This window comes from Dictyobacter halimunensis (genome assembly GCF_036245075.1).
Genome location: NZ_BSRI01000002.1, coordinates 2387801 through 2407854 on the forward strand (window position 1 = coordinate 2387801; position 20054 = coordinate 2407854).

Sequence of the window (20054 nt, forward strand, 5' to 3'; positions counted from 1 at the left end):
CTAAAAGAATTGAAGGAATATCAAAATGGCTACATTCGAATACAGCGACACATTTAATTTTTCACCGGCTTCCGTTTTTGCTCTTCTCTGCGACCTGGAGGTGCGACCAGAATGGATCAAAGGCATCATTGAGGTGCGCGTCACCCCTGCTGGTTCGGCGCAGTTGGGGACCAGCTACTTTGAAGTGGGGAAATTCTCGGGCTTCAAAAGCGAGAAGACGATGAGCGTCACCGCATATGACCCAGGCCAGCTCTTAACCCTGGACACCGGCAACGCGGTGGCCAGCCCCTTCCGCGAAAGCTATCGGATTGAACCCCTCTCTGCGGAAAGCTGTCGCGTGCACTTCACAGTAGAGGTAGGGAATGTTCCCAAAGTAGCGGAGTTCTTCATGCGACAGGAAATGAAAAAATCACAACCACAGAACGCTGAGCGCCTCAAAGCTCTGCTGGCAGGCCGCACTCAGCATATAAACTAAGCTCACAGTTGACATATAGCGCGTGCCAATACAAACAGGCATGGAAAGTCATGAATAAAACGATGTGAAAGGGTGTACGCACCTTTTCACATTCAGTTTAAATAAAGCCTGAAAATAGGGGTTGACAAAGCTACACGGCTGTAGTATTATTCCCCTTGTCAGAAAACACCTGTATGTGCAGGTGAGCTGGTGACAATAGCGAAGAGGGCACACCCGTTCCCATCCCGAACACGGAAGTTAAGCTCTTCCTCCCCGATGATACTGCGTGGGCAACTGCGTGGGAAAATAGGAAGTCGCCGTCTCACCCGCCCACACGGGTGTTTTTTCGTGCTGCCATCTATAGCTGAGGTGAGGAAGTAGCAATGGCCAAAAAACTCAACACAAAAAGAAAAGCCCCGTAGCCAAAAAGGTGGAGGTACACTCTCAACAATTGCTTGATCATCTTAATCAGCTCCAATTTGACCTGTTAGAGGGCAAGTTTGATAGTGTACTCCGTATTAGTCAGATATTGATAGGTTACTTACCTTCTTCATCACCACATCTTCCAGAGGTGCTTTTGAAGAGAGGTACGGCATTAATGGAGATGGAAAAGTACGATGAAGCATACGATGTACTCTCCCAAGCAGCCAAACTGGCTCCCGATGATGGCTTTCTACTCTACATATATAGCCAGAGCTGCAAGTATACCCATCGATTAGCGAAAGCATCTGTAGCCATTGAGGAGGCCGTCACTCTAGAACCAGCCCTGCTGAAAAACAGGAACACGAAAAAGGAGCTGAACTCGATCAGGAAAACTATTCAGAATGTAATAAAGCTAAGCGGCAAAGACTTTACATTTGAGCAGTTAATCGAACAAGAAGAGCTTGAAATTACTGGCCTACGACTGGTAAAAGAACACAAACTTGAGGAGGCTGAAGCATTATTCCGCCAGGTAATAGCCATGGGAGATATTATGATCGCGCCACACAACAACCTGGCTCATTGTCTGCTGCGTCGAGGAAAGTTCAAGGAAGCGGAGCAAGAATTATTGATTGTTTTAAAAATGGATCGCAGAAATCCGGTCGCGCGCAATAATTTGCCAGTAGTGAGAGAAGCAATCAAAACCGGAAAAATACCCGAGTTTAGTGGCGTATATAATCCACACATAGGTCAGATCACGGATATACAACCCACACACTCGAACCTTCCCACTGGTTCGGACCTCGTGCCCGATTAAAGTCACCTCAAAAGAGTATCGGATGGGCCAGCCAGCTGGCTATGTCCGGCCTGCCTTGGATCTCCAACAGACGATAGAAGTAACGGTAGACAGGACGCACAGCCGTCAGATCTGGCAGGGGCAGAACGCTGCGGTATCCACGCGCCAGCGCATTGGCCTCTCGGCGAGAAAGAATATATTCAAGGGCGATAAAGTCCAGGGCGCGCGGCCCCAGCGCGTATGCCTCGGTATCAACCAGCGCCTCTATATAGCCATCTTTGATCAGAAACTGCGTGGGGTCCATATCTACCATAATCAGCGATGCATCAACAGGATCTGCTAGTTGCTGTGCGCTGGCTGAAATAGAGTGTAGCACCTCTTTCATAGAAAAGTTATCCGCGTGATATTGCTCAACCAGCGTCTCCATAGTCTGTACCAGGTGCTGATGAAACAAAGAGAGTGGTCCGCGCTGGCAGCCCGTAGGATGGCTATAATAGGGAAAGCGCAGGGCATGGATGTGCGCCAGTTGCTGCCCGAATCTCTCCAGCGCGGCATTCGATAGGACCCCAAAGTGTGTTAATGGCGAGCCATCCATGCACTCAACCATCACATATGCCCTCCCATCTAGCGTGCCTTTCGAGAGAATTTGAGGAATCGAGAGGGTGCTAAGAGGGTTAAGCATGGCATTGATATGCTCCAGGTCAAATATATTGGTCGGATCAATGCCAAATAGTGCCGAACAGCCAGCCCAGAAGGGACCGCTAAGCTTTTCTGGCCGCAACACGCGGATCACACAGGTTGCGTCGCGAGTAGTAATGCGCCAGACATCGTTCATATGACCCGAATAACCTGGGTCCAACCGCTTCTGCTCCGTAATGGGAGACCCAAAGAGAGGTTGAAAATCCATAGCGCTCTCCTCGCACTTTTAATGCTCAGCAATCATTTTTATGAAGATGCCTCGTTTTTCGCGCATAAATATGTTAGCGATAGAAAAAAATAAAAAACCTTACTTGTTATAAAATACAACAAAAAAGACCTTACTTCTAGCGAGTAAGGTCTTTTTTTATCTTTCATACCTGTATACAATGTATCCTCAATTTTGCCGAGCCATCCGTCAGTCAGAGACTGAAGCAGAAGACACGCATTCCAGCGCCACGATGAAGATACACAATGGTGAAACAAGCCGTACGATCATTAGGGCGACTTCGCTGCGCCTGTTACCAGGTGTCCACGTGTCGTCTATCTACCAGGTCGTCTTCCTGGGATCTTGACTCTTCTAGAGAGTGGGAGAACTCGTCTTGGGTGCGGCTTCGCGCTTAGATGCTTTCAGCGCTTATCCCTTCTCGACATAGCTATCCAGCTCTGGCCCGGGCAGGCCAACTGGCACACCAGCGGTCGAGCCATCTCGGTCCTCTCGTACTGGAGATGACGCCCCTCAATTCTCCTACGCCCACGACGGATAGAGACCGAACTGTCTCGCGACGTTCTGAACCCAGCTCGCGTGCCGCTTTCATGGGCGAACAGCCCAACCCTTGGGACCTACTCCAGCCCCAGGATGCGACGAGCCGACATCGAGGTGCCAAACCTTGCCGTCGATGTGAACTCTTGGGCAAGATAAGCCTGTTATCCCCGGGGTAGCTTTTATCCGTTGAGCCACACTCCTTCCACTCGGGAATGTGGGATCACTAAGCCCGACTTTCGTCCCTGCTCGACCTGTCCGTCTTGCAGTCAAGCTCCCTTGTGCCTTTACACTCTGATGGGTGATGTCCATCCACCCTGAGGGAACCTTTGGGCGCCTCCGTTACCCTTTGGGAGGCGACCGCCCCAGTCAAACTACCCGCCTGATCCTGTCCACGTCCCGGCTCACGGTGACGTGTGAGAAACAAAACACAACGAGAGTGGTATTTCATTGGCGTCTCCCCCACCCCCACAAGGGTAGGTTCTCCGACTCCCACCTATGCTACGCACGCTCTGCCTCGTTTCGAGGTCAAGGTGTAGTAAAGCTCCACGGGGTCTTTTTGTCCTGTCGTGGGTAACCCGTATCTTCACGGGTACTTCAATTTCGCCGAGTCCTCTGTCGAGACAGTGCTCAACTCGTTACTCCTTTCGTGCGGGTCGGAACTTACCCGACAAGGAATTTCGCTACCTTAGGACCGTTATAGTTACGGCCGCCGTTCACCGGGGCTTAGATTCGCAGCTACGATCACCGCTCCTCGTAACCTTCCGGCACTGGGCAGGAGTCAGCCCCTATACTTCCGCTTTCGCGTTCGCAGAGACCTGTGTTTTTGGTAAACAGTCGGTTGAGCCAATTTCTTGCAACCCCCTCACGCCATTCCGAAGAACATCGCTACTAGGGCACCCCTTCTTCCGAAGGTACGGGGTCAATTTGCCGAGTTCCTTAACAGAGGGTCGCTCGATCACCTGGGGAGTGTTCCCCCTGCCTACCAGTGTCGGTTTGCGGTACGGGCGGAGATGGCTCTGGCGAGAGGCTTTTCTTGGCGGCCTAGGGGCCGATGACTTCCGCGGACGCAACGTCCGCTCGCTGCACGTGTCATGCACAGGAAACCGGGATTTGCCTCGGCTTCGCACTTCAGCGCACAGACCCATCCTGTCCACTCGATGGGCTCACCTTCCTTACCGCGTCCCCCCATTGCTCGTAACGAGCATCTCCGGTGCAGGAATCTCTGACCTGCTTTCCATCGCCTACGACTATGACGTCCTCGGCTTAGGACCCGACTCACCCTGGGACGTTTGACGGTGCCCAGGAACCCTCAGGCATTCGGTGTGTCTGGTTATCACAGACATGACGCTACTCATTCCGGCATTCTCACTTCTCTTCGCTCCACCAGTCCTTGCGGTCTGGCTTCTCGGCTTGAGAACGCTCCCCTACCAACCTTCCTTCAAGAGAAAGGTTCCATGGCTTCGGTAATCCGCTTGAGCCTCGATACGTTGTCGGTGCCACGACACTCGACCAGTGAGCTATTACGCACTCTTTAAATGGTGGCTGCTTCTAAGCCAACATCCTGGCTGTTTGGGCGTTGTGACCCCCTTTTACACTCAGCGGATACTTGGAGACCTTAGCCGATGGTCTGGGCTGTTTCCCTTTTGACGACGAAGCTTAGCCCCCGCCGTCTCACTTGCATGCATGCTGTCCTGGCATTCGCAGTTTGCTTGGGTTTGGTAACCTGCACGAGGCCCCTAGCCCATTCAGAGCTCTACCTCCAGGATAGTGTATCATACAGCTGTACCTCAATACATTTCGGGGAGAACCAGCTATCTCCGTGTTCGATTGGAATTTCTCCCCTATCCACAAGTCATCCCCCAGTTTTGCAACACTGGTGGGTGCGAGCCTCGACGGACTGTCACATCCGCTTCACTCTGCTCATGGATAGCTCACACGGTTTCGGGTCGCATCGCCGCAACCGCTCGCCCTCTTCAGACTCGGTTGCCCTATGGCTCCCCAGCTTTAACGCTGGTTAACCAGGCTACGACGATGCACTCGCCGGATCATTCTACAAAAGGCACGCCATTAGCCCTTGGTTTCTCGTGAAACAGTGGCCTCTGACTGCTGGTGAGTACGTGGTTTCAGGGTCTCTTTCATCCCCCTCTCGGGGTGCTTTTCACCTTTCCCTCACGGTACTTGTTCGCTATCGGTCGCTAAAGATGTGTAGCCTTGGAGGGTGGTCCCCCCAGCTTCCCACAAGATTGCACGTGTCTCGTGGTACTCAGGATGCTAGCCGATTTGAGTTCTCCGTCCTCTACGGGACTGTCACCCGCTCTGGTCACGCTTTCCAACGTGTTCAAGTGGAAATCTCTCCTGTGTTGCTAGTCCTACAACCCCGATGGACCCGAGGGTTCATCGGTTTGGGCTCCTCCCGGTTCGCTCGCCACTACTACGGGAATCTCGGTTGATTTCTTTTCGTCGGGTTACTGAGATGTTTCAGTTCACCCACTGCCCCCCGTCACTGCCTATGTGTTCAGCAGGCGGTCTCCAGACATCACTCTGGAGGAGTTGCCTCATTCGGAATCTCGGGGTTCATCGCTTGTATGCAGCTCCCCCCGAACGTTTCGCCGGTCTCCGCGTCCTTCTTCGGTCTTTAGCGCCAAGGCATCCACCTCGTACTCTGTGTAGCTTGTTCTCTATGTCTCTTCATCATGTACTATGAATGCTTTGACTTATTCTTTGCGAGAATAAATCGATCCTCTGCTTCAACTCTGGCTGACCATATTGCTCAGCAAAATTGAAGATACATTGTATTCAGTTGTGAAAGTGCACTGCTGGCCATCATCAATCACCCCCACGTAGGTGCCGGGCTTGCCCCGGCTTCCGTACGCCTTCGGAATGTTACCGATGGTGTACCCCAACAGCTCAAGAGTGGAAACCAGCGTCGCTTCTGGCAACGCACCAACCAATGTCCTGGTCGACCTGGAAGTGGGATGAGGTCTATACGCCATGATGTCCATGGCTCTCATCCAAGCTCCCTAGAAAGGAGGTGATCCAGCCGCACCTTCCGGTACGGCTACCTTGTTACGACTTCACCCCAATCACTGACCCCACCCTCGACGCTTGCCTCCCCGAAGGGTTAGCCCAGCGGCTTCAAGTGTTGCCAACTTTCGTGGTGTGACGGGCGGTGTGTACAAGACCCGGGAACGTATTCACCGTAGTGTGCTGACCTACGGTTACTAGCAACTCCAACTTCATGGAGGCGGGTTGCAGCCTCCAATCTGAACTGAGGCCAGGTTTGACGAGATTAGCTCCCCCTCGCGGGTTGGCAACTCTTTGTCCTGACCATTGTAGCGTGTGTGTCGCCCAAAGCGTAAGGGCCGTGCTGACTTGACGTCATCCCCGCCTTCCTCCGTCTTATAACGGCAGTTTCGCTAGAAATATCCAACTAACGACAGGGGTTGCGCTCGTTGCGGGACTTAACCCAACATCTCACGACACGAGCTGACGACAGCCATGCAGCACCTGTGAACCCGCCCCGAAGGGACAGCCCGTTACGGCTGGTGCAGGTTCATGTCAAGCCTTGGTAAGGTTCTTCGCGTTGCATCGAATTAAACCACACGCTCCGCTGCTTGTGCGGGTCCCCGTCAATTCCTTTGAGTTTTAATCTTGCGACCGTACTCCCCAGGCGGACCACTTATTGTGTTAACTGCGACACTGAAGGGGTCGATACCCCCAACGTCTAGTGGTCATCGTTTACGGCTAGGACTACCAGGGTATCTAATCCTGTTCGCTCCCCTAGCTTTCGCACCTGAGCGTCAGGTACTTCCCAGGACACTGCCTTCGCCTTTGGTGTTCCTCCGGATATCTACGCATTTCACCACTCCACCCGGAATTCCGTGTCCCTCTGAAGCCCTCAAGTCAGACAGTTTCCATAGTACTTCGTCAGTTGAGCCGACGACTGTCACTACAGACTAATCTGACCGCCTGCGTGCGCTTTACGCCCAGTAACTCCGGACAACGCTCGCCCCCTACGTATTACCGCGGCTGCTGGCACGTAGTTAGCCGGGGCTGATTCCTCTGGTACCGTCCGTTCTCGTCCCAGAGAAAAGCAGTTTACGATCCGAAAACCGTCATCCTGCACGCGGCGTTGCTCGTTCAGGGTTGCCCCCATTGACGAAAATTCCTCACTGCTGCCCCCCGTAGGAGTCTGGGCCGTTCTCAATCCCAGTGTGGCTGATCGTCCTCTCAGACCAGCTATCGATCGCGGTCTTGGTAGGCCATTACCCCACCAACCAACTAATCGAGCGCAGGCTCATCCTCGGGCGCCGTTTCCGGCTTTGCTCTCGCGAAAGAGCATATGCGGTATTGTCGGCGATTTCTCGCCGGTATTCCTCACCCCAGGGTAGATGACCCACGTGTTCCTCACCCGTCCGCCACTCCCTGTTTGCACAGGGCGTTCGACTTGCATGTGTTAGGCACGCCGCCAGCGTTTATCCTGAGCCAGGATCAAACTCGCCATCCAATTTTGTATATCGACATCGCGCTCAACGAGCGGATGCGCAATTGCATGTGAAGTTGCGATCATGGCCAAGTTACATTAACATTGGCTTGTTTCGCAGATTATTATGGATACTTGATGTCGCCATCAAGCCTCCGAATTGACAGGAACTGGTTCTTATGTGTGTTGTTGTTCCAGTTGCTGTTCTGCTTTCCACTCTTCAGTTGTCAAGGTACTGAAACGCAAAACCGAGATTTTGCGATCGGACAGGCGACGAATGTTTTTTCGTTCGCTTGTCTCGTGTGCTGTAGTATCGCATATCTGTTGTGCTCTGTCAAGCGGTTTTGGGGCCACTTTTGCGAGCCGTCCAAAATCTCGTTGTTCTCCCTGGTTCCGCTTGGGAACCACCGCGAAAAACGGCCTGGAACACTCACAGACGTGGTCATCCCGCGTAGGGTGAGTGATGGGGGGAATGTTGATCCCGGAGGGGCTACTTTACCGTAGCACAGCTGCGATACGAGAACAGGAGCACCCACGCTCATCGAGGCGGGTGATTGTTTCTTTTTTGACAGCTCGATGATTATGCCATAGCTATCCCGCGCTGTCAAGCCTTTTTGGCCTGAAATAATCATATCTTAAAAAATTGGAGGATATAGTCAAAACGACGCGCCAGACCGTGTTGTCCAACGCGCCGTTTTGACTATCGATATCGTAGGTAGCGGTGATCAATACTGTGGATATGCCTGGGGTTGGCGTCGGCTGGTTACGTACTGTGCCAGCGACATCAGCAGGTTGAAATTAGGTACCTCGGAGGCTTTGATCGAGGACAGCGTCAGCAGGCGCCCGTTCTGGCGTACCGCGACCTTGCCCTGATTCATTTCGATAGTGCCAATCTGGTCCCAGGGGATTATCTTTTTGCCATCATTGATACCTTGAGCATTTACGTTGAGACGCCCAAAGGGGATCTGGGCTCCGCTATTGAAGGCTTCGACAACCCTTGGTAACTGGACCCTGGTAACTGCTTCCTGCACCTGGGCGCCCAACTCACTGTGGCCTTTAATGGCGCTCCCATATTTCCATAACGCACCATCACTGCGTCGTACTTGAAAATTCATATTGACTCTAGAACGGCTACGAGTAATATTTACATACACCGCCTGAATCTGATCCCAGCGAAACAGCTCCAGTTGAGAACCACGCGCGTGAATATAGCCCCCGTTAAACAGATAAATGCGCCAGTTGTAGTGCTTAAGTGCGTTGATGGCCCAGATCAAAACCAGCACGGGCACGATAAGCAGATAATAAAAAAGATAGCCGGTAAACGTGATCAGGGCAACCAGGACAGCTATATCAAGCACGATAGAACCAATAAGAATACCTATAATAGCGAGAGGATTGGTGAAAGATGGGCGATATTCGTTTCTGAAGTTGCCCAAATGACTGTAAGCGGCCATCTGCTGTACCTCTGCTGGAATAGATGCAGTTGCAGATGGTGCATAAGGGGATTGTGCCATCGTTTGAGAGTCCTTTCTACTAGTAGCCTGGGTAGATAGGTGGGGCAGACCGTTGCTTCTGACGGGCTCGCTCGACCAAAGCCAGGAAGATGTGCATATTAGGCATGCGTGAGACCGATATCGTAGACCAGTTCAGCATCTGGCCCTTTTTCTTGATACTGACCATGCCACGGTTCACGTTGATATCGCTTAGCTCTTGCCAGGGCAGCCATTGCTGTGGAGATTTAGCCAGGCCCTGCTGGCTGACCTGCAATTTGCCAAAGGGCAGCGACTGGCCAGCATCGAAGGCCGCGATCGCCATCGGCAGCTGTACACGCGTCAGCTCGTAATCAATCGCATTGCCGATCTCTTCAACATCCCCAAACCGGTCGTTGAAGACGGCTTTACGACCATCGCTATACTGTACGGTATATCTGTGCCTGGTTCCCGTGCGAATGCCATTATAATATGAAGTAATAACCTGGATAAAAAACGCGCTGATCTGATCCCAGCGAAAAGCGTCGATCTTACTACCACGCACGTACAGCAGACCATATGCGCAGATAGCTACGCGCCAGGATCGATAGATAACCGGCATCAAAGCAAAGTAACCAGTAAAAATGAAGAGCACCAGCGCGATCAGAAAAAGAATAATTGAACCGACAGCACTATCTCCATCTCCTGACAGCATGCCAAAGCCGATAAAGAGGAAGATAATCGCAACGATTGCCAGTACGATAATGCTTCTTATCTGCGTTTTGCCCAGGCGAACCTTGTATTCAACCTGGACATTTCCAAGCTGATGAGCATTTGCGTGTTGCATGGTTTCGGGGGAAATCTCTTGATGACGCAATACTTGCATCGGCTGTGCCATAGGGGCTGCACCTCCATAATTGCTTTTCAATACTATCATTCCAGGAAGAATAGGATAAAGCGGCAATGATAGTTTGAAGAGCTGGCAAGAAAAATAAACTCAAAATGTCTCCATCAATTGTATAGAATCTATAACTTAAATTGATGTTTATGTATTATAACAATCCCCTTATCGAAAAACAAGGTAAAATTACCATTACACGACAGGGCGCGCTACTTGAAAGCAAGTAGCGCGCCCTGTCGTGTAGAAGCGGTTGAGGGTTATAAATTATTGAGGCAGTCCAAAGACGGTCGCGGGATTGTTGGTCGGTGTTGCGTTAGTGGGAACTTTGATGGTGACCGGCTGGTCGAACTTGCTCAGATCAACCACTGTTGTGGCAGAGCTCTTGGCCGCCGATGGACTATTGTTTGATACCGCTGTGGTGTCCGCGACGATATCCAGTTTTAATTGTGTGCGATGTACATAGAACTTGCTCTCGTCGATCCAGACGTCAACTACGGCGTTAAATTGCTTGGCTGACTTCAGGATGGTGTCGATGTTCTGCTGACCCAGTGAACCTTTTAGCTGAGGATTCTGGGTGAGCACCTGCTGCAGCGCCGCTTTATCCAATGAAGCGGTCAGGTGGCGCATGCTGGGACCCGCCTGGGTATCATCTCCATGATCGGTCAGTTTGACGTTCTGTACCAGACCCAGCAGGCTGTTCTGATCAACGGTTACGCCAGAGAACATATTGCTGTTGGCGCCCGCGATCTGCTGCTTGTCCAACACATACCATTTACCAAGGTTATTCTGAATGTATACTTTGTTTCCGCTCACAACCTCGGCCAGCTTGGTGGTCTGCTGAGCCGAATTCACGTTCAACGACATCTGCTGCTGATCAGGACCCTGTTGATCGCCGGAGCCGGTCATTGACACGTTTACGTTGGTCGCCGCAGGAGTTTTACCATTATTGGTGGATTTGGCTTCGACGGCCTGGACGCTGGTGTTAGATTTTACGTCGATATGCGATGATTTCAGTTTCTTCATGGCGTCCGCGCTCTTCTGCAGTACCTGCTGAGCGGTAAGATCGCTGGGCTTATTGGTATTGCCCGTGTTTGTTCCTGTGGTCGTCTGGCTACACGCGCTGATGAATAAAGCAAGGGCAACCATGCACAGAAACATGAAGGAGAAGGTCTTTCCCGCTTTCATGATTAAGCTCCCTTTTGTATATCATTAGATAATTTTCTAAATGGGATTCGTTTCCTACTAATGAATACGCAACTCGACTATAGTAAAGTTTCTAAAAAATGTAACTCTGGCAAAAACTCAGGAAAAACTAATATTAACTGTCCACTGACACCGTTATCGTGATAACATAATGGCAAATATTCACTGCTATTTTCTGTACGCGTACACCTCAAATCGCATAAAAAAGCAGGTCAAAGGATACCAAGGTGATGGTAAAAAAACCTTTTTATAAGAAGCTAGACCGGACAACGGAGCTAAAGTCAATTGTGGAGAGCGATGCCCAGGAGATCTTTCATCTGATCAATACAAACCGCCTATATTTGCGCCAGTGGCTCCCATGGATCGATTATACACAGTCGGTGGCCGACGAACTGGCCTATATCCGTACCGTTAAGGACCAGTATCAGGAGAATCAGAGCGTCGCGTGCGTCATCTGTCATAAGGGTGCCATCGCGGGTACTATTAGCTACCATCCTATCGATTGGATGAATCGTAAAGTGGAGATCGGTTACTGGCTGGGTGAACAGTTCCAGGGCAATGGTCTGATGACAAAGGCCTGTAGCGCTTTTATTGATTATGCCTTTGATGATCTGAGACTTAATAAGGTAGAGATCCGTTGCGCTACCGGCAACGCCCGCAGTTGTGCGATCCCGCAGCGTCTTAACTTTACCCATGAGGGTATCATCCGACAGGCTGAATGGCTCTATGACCACTACGTGGATCTACATTTCTACGGGTTGCTAGCCACCGAATGGAAAAAGGATAGATAGCGAAAACTATACATGACGGGGATGCAAACGGGCATGCCGGGGGCATGATCAAGTGATCCTAAGCTAGAGCAAGCCCAGCACCTACAATGCAACCCTGTTACACGCAAAACGTATTTTTGCTGTAGAGAGATAATGCGCCATAAAACCAATACGACCTCTACATATATGTAGAGATGGAATAAATATATGCATCAAAAGAATGTTTCGTTGACCAATCGTCGTCCCCTGAGCTATCTGCTGCTGATAGTGGGGATCCTCTGTGCTCTTTGCGTCGTCAGCCCGCGCGCATACGCGGACAGCATGCCAGGCGGAGCGGTCTCCGATCCAACTGTGCGGGCAGTAGATATCGCGCAGCCAGCCGTTGTGCGCATCATTACAGCCATCCCCGCGCAATTATCGGTTCATGTTTCATCTTCCAAAGATGTGACCTTTCCCCAGCAGAGCAATGGTACGTATGAGATAGATCTGTCGGGCACAGGTACATTTATAAGCTCGCATGGTGATATCCTGACCGCCGACCATGTTGTTAGCCCGCCTAAGAATCAGGAGCTGTCCTCGGCCCTATATACGAGAGCCGCCCAGGATATCGCTAACTATCTCAATACCAATCAGAAGGGCTCGACCACGCTTACCAGTGACCAGGTGGTCCAACAATTGAACAGTGGACAGTTAAAGTCTACCCCTACATATCAGTCACCCAGTAGTTCAGTATTTTTGAGCACAGCCTATACGGGTCAGACAAACGCGCCCGATTTTAAAAGCCTGCCAACCGGGGTCGGCGTCAATGTCGATAAGATTGAGAAGGAGAGCCCATCCGATCAGCAGGATACGGCCATTATCCATGTGCCACTAACCGATACGCTGAGCGTGCCATTGGGCGATTCAACCAATGTTCATCCACAGGATAAGCTGACAATCATTGGTTTCCCCGGAAACGCCGATGTCAGTAAGGCTCCCGATAGCCTGTTGACGTCTTCCCTCAACCAGATCTATGTGAGCTCGCTCAAGACCAGTGATAAGGGGGCCCCATTGATTCAGGTTGGCGGCAACGTGGAGCAGGGGGATAGCGGGGGACCAGCGCTGGATAACAATGGCAATATCGTGGGCATTGTGAGCTTTGGTACCATCAATACCACAGGCACCCAGAACGGGACCAGTTTTCTGCAGGCCAGTAGCAGCGCCCAGAATATGATTAAAGCCCTTAAACTGGATACCAAATCAGGCAAGCAGCAAACGCAATGGAGCCAGGCATTCGCTACCTACGCCGCCACCAATTCTGGACATTGGAATCAGTCCCAGCAGGACTTCGCGAATCTGCAAAAGGCTTATCCGACCTTTAAGGCTATCCAATCCTTCCAGAATTATGCGCAGCAGCAGGCCAAGAACGAGCACCCGGTCCCAACGAAGACACCGACCAGCACGCCAGTCCATACCACGTCTAACACACCCGTCACCTGGCAGGCCATCGCCTTGACAGTTATCGCGGTCCTGGTACTGCTCTTGCTGGCGGGCGCGCTCTTTATGGCCGCGCTGCGCCTGCGTCCGAAGGCCAAACAGAAAAAAGGAACAGCTGCGGCCCCTAAACAGTCAGCCCTGGCATCAGCGACTGCGGCCGCCGATAAGGGCCAGCCCGATCCGGCCAGCAATCCCGGTGCAAAGCCCGCATCCACCCCCACCAGTCATGGATCATCACCATCCAGACCAGCGGCAGGCGCGCAGCCCGTTGGGCAAAACACCCTATCGCTCAGAGTCTGGCCCTGCGGCCATATGAACCGTCCCAATGCTCGCTTCTGCAGCATCTGCGGCGAACCCGCCCCCGAAGAAGTATAAATAAACAAAAAACGGTGTGGCACAAATCGAGCCTAAGCTCGATTTGTGCCACACCGTTTTTTGTTTGAAGAGTTGGAGATGCTACGCCAGTTTTACCAACTGCTTCCCCTGATTCTCTCCCTTCAACATGCCGATGAATGCCCTGGGGGCATCGTCAATACCTTCGGCGATGGTCTCGCGATATTTCAGCTTGCCGCTGGAAACCAGCTGTCCCAGTTCCTGAAATGCCTGTGGGAAAAGGTCGGAGTGCTCACCGACGATAAAGCCCTGCAGCTTGACGCGATTGATCAAAAGGGCGCCAAAGTTGCGCACAGCGTGTGGCTGGGTCGCGTTGTACTGGGAGACAAAGCCGCACAGCGGGATGCGCGCATGAGCATTCAAACGATCAAGTACCGCTTCGAGAATTTCACCGCCAACATTCTCGAAGTAGACATCGATACCATCGGGAGTTGCGGCGGTCAGATCCTCAACCAGGTGTCCGGCTTTATAATCAACACAGGAGTCAAAGCCCAGCTCTTTAACCACATACTCGCATTTTGCTTTGCCGCCCGCGATACCGACCACGCGGCAACCACGCGCCTTTGCCAGCTGACCAACCACGCTGCCGACCGCGCCCGAAGCAGCCGACACCACCACCGTCTCACCAGCCTTCGGCTGACCGATACTGATCAAACCAACCCAGGCGGTCAGACCAGGCATACCCAGCGCGCCCAGATAGGTGGAGGCGGGAATCTGGTCTGTAACGTTAATCTTCTGCAGACCCTTGCCATCAGAAATACCATACAGCTGCCAGCCAAAGTAACCGAGCACATTATCATCCACTTGGAAGGCAGGATTCTTCGACTCGACGACTACGCCTACGGTTCCACCAACCATCACATCATTAATCTGCGCGCTGGCCGCATATGACTTACCCTCGTTCATGCGTCCACGCATATAAGGATCGAGAGACAGGTAGAGATTCTTTACCAGTACTTCCCCATCCTTTATGGCGGGCACATCCGTCTCCACAATATTGAAATCGCTCTCATGCACCCAACCATGGGGACGGTTAGCGAGCAAAACCTGTTTATTCTTAATCGTCATATTCGTAACTTCCTTTCAAAATTCACTATTGCTAGTGCCGTATGTCTATAACATAGCCAGCCTGTCAATTATTTCATCCATATATCCAGGCGGCACCAAACCACAGCCATTTCTTCCCTCGCCAGACTGAAGACGCTAGAAAGACCTCACCCGGATATCCAAACGCGAACCTGTTTTAATCGCAATGTTTCACGTGAAACATTACTCTCATGTGTTAGTGCGTCGGGGTCACAATGCGCTCAAAGGAAACGATCACCGTAGGTTCGGCCCTTGCGGCCGATTTTTTCCTTCCCCATCCAATCATGTCCCATAAACATGCCATGTTTGTTGACTTCACGTTCGGCAGGCATTATCGTGCGTGGAGAGGAAATCGGTCGCAAGGGCCGAACCTACGGGGGCGTGGATATACGTGGAGGAGAAATCGGCCGCAAGGGCCGAACCTACTACTCTGTCAACCTTCAATTGATGGAAGAGCGGGGATGCAAGGGGCGGCTAGCCCCTTGACTGGGGGCTCGGGGGCTGTGCCCCCGGCAACTCCTCTCCCTCTCGCCCGCGTAGCGGGCGAAATCCATCAAACGAAGTTTGACAAAGCACTACGGTGATCGTTTCCTTTGGGCTTTCATTTTCTCCCTCATTTAAATTGAGAACAAGTACCCTGATGAGAACAAAACACGATCTTTCTGTAATGTTTCACGTGAAACATTACAGAAAACCACCAACTTTTTATACGTTGGTGCGTAAGATCATAGATTGGAAGTGCCAATATTGACCATTCATCGGAATGGCATTAAAGGAGACCACATCAAAATATGGAGCAACCGCCTGACGCATAAAATCATCGCTATGGTGGGAGAAGAAGCGCGGCGGCTGATGATGATCATCCTCATGTATCCCTTCCTCCTCGAAGCCACCATAGACTCCCAGGAAGAAAAGTCCGCCGGGACGCAACAGATCGCGCAACTTTTGCAGAACCGCTGGTAGCTCTGCTCCCGGCACATGCAGCAGACAATTCAGGGCATAGATCGCATCAAAAGATCCCGCCGGAAAATCCAGTCCCAGAAAATCCATCACATGGGCATCCAGACCCTTCTCTCGGCAGAGATTTACCATATCGGGCGACAGGTCCGTACATACAACCTGTAAACCATGCTCCTGAAAAAAGAGGCTATCAACACCGGTACCGGCCCCTACTTCCAATAAAGTCTTCTTGGCCTCTTGCTGCAAGAGATCTAGAAAACTCTGTCTCTCGGCAACTTTCCATGGTTCTTTGGCCATCTGATTGCGCTGCTCCGCCATCTCGCGATTGTATGATTGGCGCAGCGTTTTAATAACTTGCTGGTAGGTATCCATAACTGCGACTTTCACCTTTCCTTATTAGTGGTAGACAACATGAGGTGGATATCATTTCAGACATTTTCACAGACAAAAAAAGTGGGCACCCCTCGGGATACCCACCAAAGATTTTTACGCTTACGCGCCCATAATATTGTAACCGGCATCGACGAACATGATCTCGCCGGTGATGGCACGGGCCAGGTCGCTGCTCAAGAAGAGGGCGGCGTCACCAACTTCGCTCTGCTCGATGTTGCGGCGCAGTGGCGCGACATGAGCCACCTGCTCACGGAAGCCGGTGAGTCCGGAGACACCGCGGGCGGCCAGTGTGTTCAATGGGCCAGCCGAGATGGCGTTGACGCGAATGTTGTGCTCGCCCATCTCATATGCCAGATAGCGAACACTGCATTCCAGCGCGGCCTTGGCAACGGCCATCACATTGTACTTCGGCATCACGCGCTCACTGGCCATATAGGTCAGGGCCAACATGCTACCGCCATGCTCTTTCATCAGAGGTTCGGCACGTTTAGCCATCGCCACCAGCGAATAGGCGCTGATATCTAACGCGGTATGGAAACCCTCGCGAGTCGTCTGCAAGAAGGGATTCTCCAACTCACTGGCCGGCGCAAAGGCCACACAGTGGATCAGGATATCTATGCGACCACCGAGCAGTTCTCCAGCTTTGGCGAAAGCGCTATCCAGCTCGGCATCATTCTGCACATCGCAGGGAACAACCTCGGTGCCGGGAATCTTGGAGGCCAGGTCGCGTACATACTTCTCCATCCGTTCCTGGTACGCCAGGACCAGTTGAGCCCCTTCACGTGACAGAGCCTGCGCGATCGCCCAGGCGATCGAGCGATGGTTCGCCACACCAAAAATAAAAGCCTTTTTACCTTCTAACAAGGGCATTTCTTTTCTCCTCTCAAATACGCTGGTTGCTACACATAATTATGCACCATACCGGTTACATATAAAGAAAAGGAAATATGAAAACGGCCTCCTCCAGAGAGGAGACCAGCAGCGGACATCCATTCCCCCTTTGATATGACCGGCCTGATCCAGCACTTCATTCTATCCTGTATCGCTACGGCGCGCCTAGCGCTCCATTGGATAACCGCGATTGGCCCAGCCATTCATGCCACGCGCCAGGTTATAGACCTTTTTGAAGCCCAACAACGAGGCGATCTCAGAAGCCATCGCGCTACGCTGACCTGCGGCACAGACAAAGATAACCTCTTCATCCTTCGGCAGATTTTTCTCCTCCAGCGCCTTCCCAAAAGAATAGATGCCCTGAATGGGAACCAGCGTCGCCTGAGCGACATGTCCATAGTTCCATTCATCGGGCATACGCACATCAACGATACGTACCCCTGAATCAACCAGGTTTTTCGCCTCGTCGGTGCCAATCGTTGTATATGGTGCTACTTCGTCATCATGGTCATATGCCATTGCTCGATTCTCCCGCTTCATATTGCTCTAGCCAGAGACGGCCTAGCAAGGTAGGAACGATCATATACTCATCACCACTATAAGCCATGGTAATATAGCCCTGATCTTCCATCTCGCGAAAATCGTCAGTTGTGAGGAAATAATCATGTAGCATACGTGAAACGTCGCTCTCTGGCAGTTGCTTCCAACTCATCAACACGCGCATAATGGCAGCATATTTGGGCCTGCTATCATCAACGGCTCGCATATACATACCTCTTTCCATCCTACATATGCTATTCATTCTAATACCTCCCACAGTGTAACAAATTCGCTAGCATACAGCAAGTGGAGAACGCCCCCATAAGTTCGGACCTCGCGTCCGAATACCCACGTAACCCACAAATCCAACGTTTCACGTGAAACACCCCCCGAAAAACGAAACGCCCCCGTAGGGTCGACCTTCAACGGTCGACCGGGCCGCGAGCGCCAGCGATTGCGGCCCACGTACCCGGCCGGTTCGGCTTCCCATGGAGAACATCTCGCCCCACGTGGTACCCATGAGCAACGTTCGCTTTTAGGAACGCCTGCGCAACGTTGTGAGCGGAGTAAAAGACATGGGAAGCGGGGGCGTGGGGGCACGGTCGACCGTTGAAGGTCAATGCCATTTAAATAAGAAGAATCAAGCTCAAAGAGATGGAAAAGCGAGTCTGTTTCTGGTACAGTGTTCTTAACAACATTCCAAACGCTTTCCAGAAAGGACTCGCCATGGTCTCTAGCATACTGCATTCTTCTTCCGTTGACAAGAACACCGATCGCGGTGCGTGGTCCCCGCACGACCAGCGTGCCATCACCGAGACACTCTCCAGTCAGCTCTCCTTTTCGGTGCTCGAAAGCATCTATCCACGAACCCTCGTCGCGCGCATCCTCACCCAGACGCGACGCTGGGAACAGCGCGAACGCACACTGTCGCAGGTGGTGATGGTCTATGTGCTCATCACCTGGATGCTGCTGCCCTTGCTCACGCCGCGTCGGGCGCTCGGGCGCCTGGTGGCTGCCGCTCGCCTGCTGGGCATCTACACCGGCCCCACGCTTCCCACCGCGGCTGCCCTGGTCTATCGGCGCAAGCAACTGGGGGTGATGCCCCTGCGCCGCTTGTTTGAGCAGATCTGCCTGCCGCTGGCTACGCCACAGACTCCGGGCGCCTTTCGCTTCGGTCGCCGTCTGGTCAGCATCGATGGCACCTCCTTTGATGTGGCCGATACCCCTGCCAATGCCCGCGCCTTTGGCTATCAAGGCGAGCGCAAGCGGGGGAAGCAGACGACTCCCTCCTCTGAGCGTCTCCCTCAGAGCCCGTTTCCCAAGCTGCGCGCGCTGTTGCTGGTGGAGGATGGGACGCATGCGATGATCGGGGCGCGCTTTGCCCCGGTGCGTGTGAGCGAACAGGCGCTGCTGCCGGGTGTGCTCAGCCGGCTCACCCCTGGCATGCTGCTCACCCTGGATGCCGGCTTGCGCTCGGCCAGGACCATTGAGCAGATCCTCGCCCACGGCGCTGATGTGATCGGACGCGTCGCCGCAGGAGATTTCGCGCGGCCCTGGAAGATCTTGCCCGATGGCAGTTCTCTGGTGCGATTGCAAGCCAACGCGTATGGGTTGCAGCACGATCTGCTCATTCGCGTCATTGAATATCGGCTGCAGGATGCTATCGCCGTCCCCATTGCCCAGCAACGCCGCTCACGCAGTACCTCGGGCACCCGCGCTCCCAAACGGACCGAGCTCTACCGCATCTGCACCACCCTCCTCGATCCGCGCGAGGCACCGGCCCGAGAGGTCGCCGGCTGTTATCATGAGCGCTGGGAAGAAGAGGTGGTCATTGATGAAGGCAAGACGCATCAACTGGTGTTCCCGATGCTGGGGAGTAAGAGCCCGCTGCTGGTGATCCAGCAGGCCTACGCCATGCTCTTAGGGCATTATCTAGTGCGGGTCTGGATGCATCGATCGGGGCAGCAGGAGGCGGGACTGGATACGGATCGGCTCAGCTTTACCGAAACGATCGAGGTGCTCAACGTCGCGCTGACCCTGGGGACATTGCTGGATCGACCGCAGGCAACCGGGTGGCAAGAGCGCCTGAGGCAGATGGTGCGCCAAAAGGATCTGCGGCTTCCCGAGCGGCGGGTACGCAGTTATCCGCGCGTGGTCAAGCAGAGCCACAACCGATTTGAACGCAAGCGAGAGAGCGATGTGGGATTTCGGGCACCGCAGGCCCAGGCCCAATGGGAGCAGTATCTCATGATCATGGCGAAGGTCACAGACCTCGTGGACTCTTGCACTGCCATCGAAACTGATCCCATTCTCCTTATTTAAATGGCATTGACCGTTGAAGGTCGACCCTACGGGGC

The 20054-nt window shown here is 52.7% G+C and carries 15 protein-coding genes and 3 rRNA genes; 6 read left to right on the forward strand and 12 right to left on the reverse strand.

The features are described 5' to 3' along the window. Window positions 1-25 precede the first annotated feature (25 nt). From AABA21_RS24040 to AABA21_RS24050, 3 genes are all read left to right on the forward strand, one after another. The gene (locus AABA21_RS24040; RefSeq protein WP_338254198.1) at window positions 26-475 is read left to right on the forward strand and encodes an SRPBCC family protein; all 450 of its coding nucleotides are present in this window, start codon (window positions 26-28) and stop codon (window positions 473-475) included. A 185-nt stretch (window positions 476-660) separates the two neighbouring features. Continuing rightward, window positions 661-777 (forward strand): 5S ribosomal RNA (gene rrf / locus AABA21_RS24045). A gap of 128 nt (window positions 778-905) precedes the next feature. Next, on the forward strand, window positions 906-1691 hold the full coding sequence (locus AABA21_RS24050) for a tetratricopeptide repeat protein (protein ID WP_338254199.1): 786 nt from the start codon (window positions 906-908) through the stop codon (window positions 1689-1691). Between the two features lie 7 nt (window positions 1692-1698). Here AABA21_RS24050 and AABA21_RS24055 read toward each other — a convergent pair whose 3' ends face one another. The 7 genes from AABA21_RS24055 to AABA21_RS24085 all read right to left on the reverse strand — a co-directional run bounded on the left by AABA21_RS24055 (window position 1699) and on the right by AABA21_RS24085 (window position 11170). After that, complete coding sequence (locus AABA21_RS24055) at window positions 1699-2577, reverse strand: phosphotransferase (RefSeq protein ID WP_338254200.1); 879 nt, start codon at window positions 2575-2577, stop codon at window positions 1699-1701. Window positions 2578-2844: 267 nt separating this feature from the next. Beyond that, window positions 2845-5809: ribosomal RNA gene (locus AABA21_RS24060) — 23S ribosomal RNA — on the reverse strand. A gap of 70 nt (window positions 5810-5879) precedes the next feature. Continuing rightward, the gene (locus AABA21_RS24065; RefSeq protein WP_338254203.1) at window positions 5880-6125 is read right to left on the reverse strand and encodes a hypothetical protein; all 246 of its coding nucleotides are present in this window, start codon (window positions 6123-6125) and stop codon (window positions 5880-5882) included. Window positions 6126-6156: 31 nt separating this feature from the next. Beyond that, a 16S ribosomal RNA gene (locus AABA21_RS24070) occupies window positions 6157-7639 on the reverse strand. Window positions 7640-8340: 701 nt separating this feature from the next. Beyond that, on the reverse strand, window positions 8341-9129 hold the full coding sequence (locus tag AABA21_RS24075; protein ID WP_338254205.1) for a DUF6585 family protein: 789 nt from the start codon (window positions 9127-9129) through the stop codon (window positions 8341-8343). 19 nt (window positions 9130-9148) lie between these two features. Then, entirely contained in the window at window positions 9149-9982 is an 834-nt protein-coding gene (locus AABA21_RS24080) for a DUF6585 family protein (protein WP_338254208.1), read from the reverse strand. Window positions 9983-10249: 267 nt separating this feature from the next. Next, the gene (locus AABA21_RS24085) at window positions 10250-11170 is read right to left on the reverse strand and encodes a DUF6612 family protein (protein WP_338254209.1); all 921 of its coding nucleotides are present in this window, start codon (window positions 11168-11170) and stop codon (window positions 10250-10252) included. Between the two features lie 248 nt (window positions 11171-11418). Here AABA21_RS24085 and AABA21_RS24090 point away from each other — a divergent pair, with 248 nt between their 5' ends. After that, window positions 11419-11979 carry a GNAT family N-acetyltransferase gene (locus tag AABA21_RS24090; RefSeq protein WP_338254210.1) on the forward strand — a complete coding sequence of 187 codons (561 nt, stop codon included), beginning with the start codon at window positions 11419-11421 and terminating at the stop codon, window positions 11977-11979. A gap of 186 nt (window positions 11980-12165) precedes the next feature. After that, entirely contained in the window at window positions 12166-13809 is a 1644-nt protein-coding gene (locus AABA21_RS24095) for a trypsin-like peptidase domain-containing protein (RefSeq protein WP_338254211.1), read from the forward strand. A gap of 81 nt (window positions 13810-13890) precedes the next feature. On the opposite strand, the gene AABA21_RS24100 is transcribed toward AABA21_RS24095, so the two are convergent. The 5 genes from AABA21_RS24100 to AABA21_RS24120 all read right to left on the reverse strand — a co-directional run bounded on the left by AABA21_RS24100 (window position 13891) and on the right by AABA21_RS24120 (window position 17923). Then, on the reverse strand, window positions 13891-14895 hold the full coding sequence (locus AABA21_RS24100) for an NADP-dependent oxidoreductase (RefSeq protein WP_338254213.1): 1005 nt from the start codon (window positions 14893-14895) through the stop codon (window positions 13891-13893). A 723-nt stretch (window positions 14896-15618) separates the two neighbouring features. Beyond that, window positions 15619-16245 carry a class I SAM-dependent methyltransferase gene (locus tag AABA21_RS24105; protein ID WP_420917212.1) on the reverse strand — a complete coding sequence of 209 codons (627 nt, stop codon included), beginning with the start codon at window positions 16243-16245 and terminating at the stop codon, window positions 15619-15621. A 120-nt stretch (window positions 16246-16365) separates the two neighbouring features. After that, window positions 16366-17136: an enoyl-ACP reductase FabI gene (locus tag AABA21_RS24110; protein ID WP_338254216.1), complete on the reverse strand. Its 771-nt coding sequence runs from the start codon at window positions 17134-17136 to the stop codon at window positions 16366-16368. 186 nt (window positions 17137-17322) lie between these two features. Continuing rightward, window positions 17323-17676 (reverse strand): rhodanese-like domain-containing protein, encoded by a 354-nt coding sequence (locus AABA21_RS24115; RefSeq protein WP_338254218.1) that lies wholly within the window; start codon window positions 17674-17676, stop codon window positions 17323-17325. Beyond that, the gene (locus AABA21_RS24120) at window positions 17666-17923 is read right to left on the reverse strand and encodes a hypothetical protein (protein WP_126595958.1); all 258 of its coding nucleotides are present in this window, start codon (window positions 17921-17923) and stop codon (window positions 17666-17668) included. The genes AABA21_RS24115 and AABA21_RS24120 overlap by 11 nt, the downstream gene beginning before the upstream one ends. Window positions 17924-18423: 500 nt before the next feature. Between AABA21_RS24120 and AABA21_RS24125 the strand changes: the two genes are divergently transcribed. Further along, window positions 18424-20019, forward strand: a complete 1596-nt coding sequence (locus AABA21_RS24125; RefSeq protein ID WP_338254219.1) for an IS4 family transposase — start codon at window positions 18424-18426, stop codon at window positions 20017-20019. The last annotated feature ends 35 nt before the right edge of the window (window positions 20020-20054 follow it).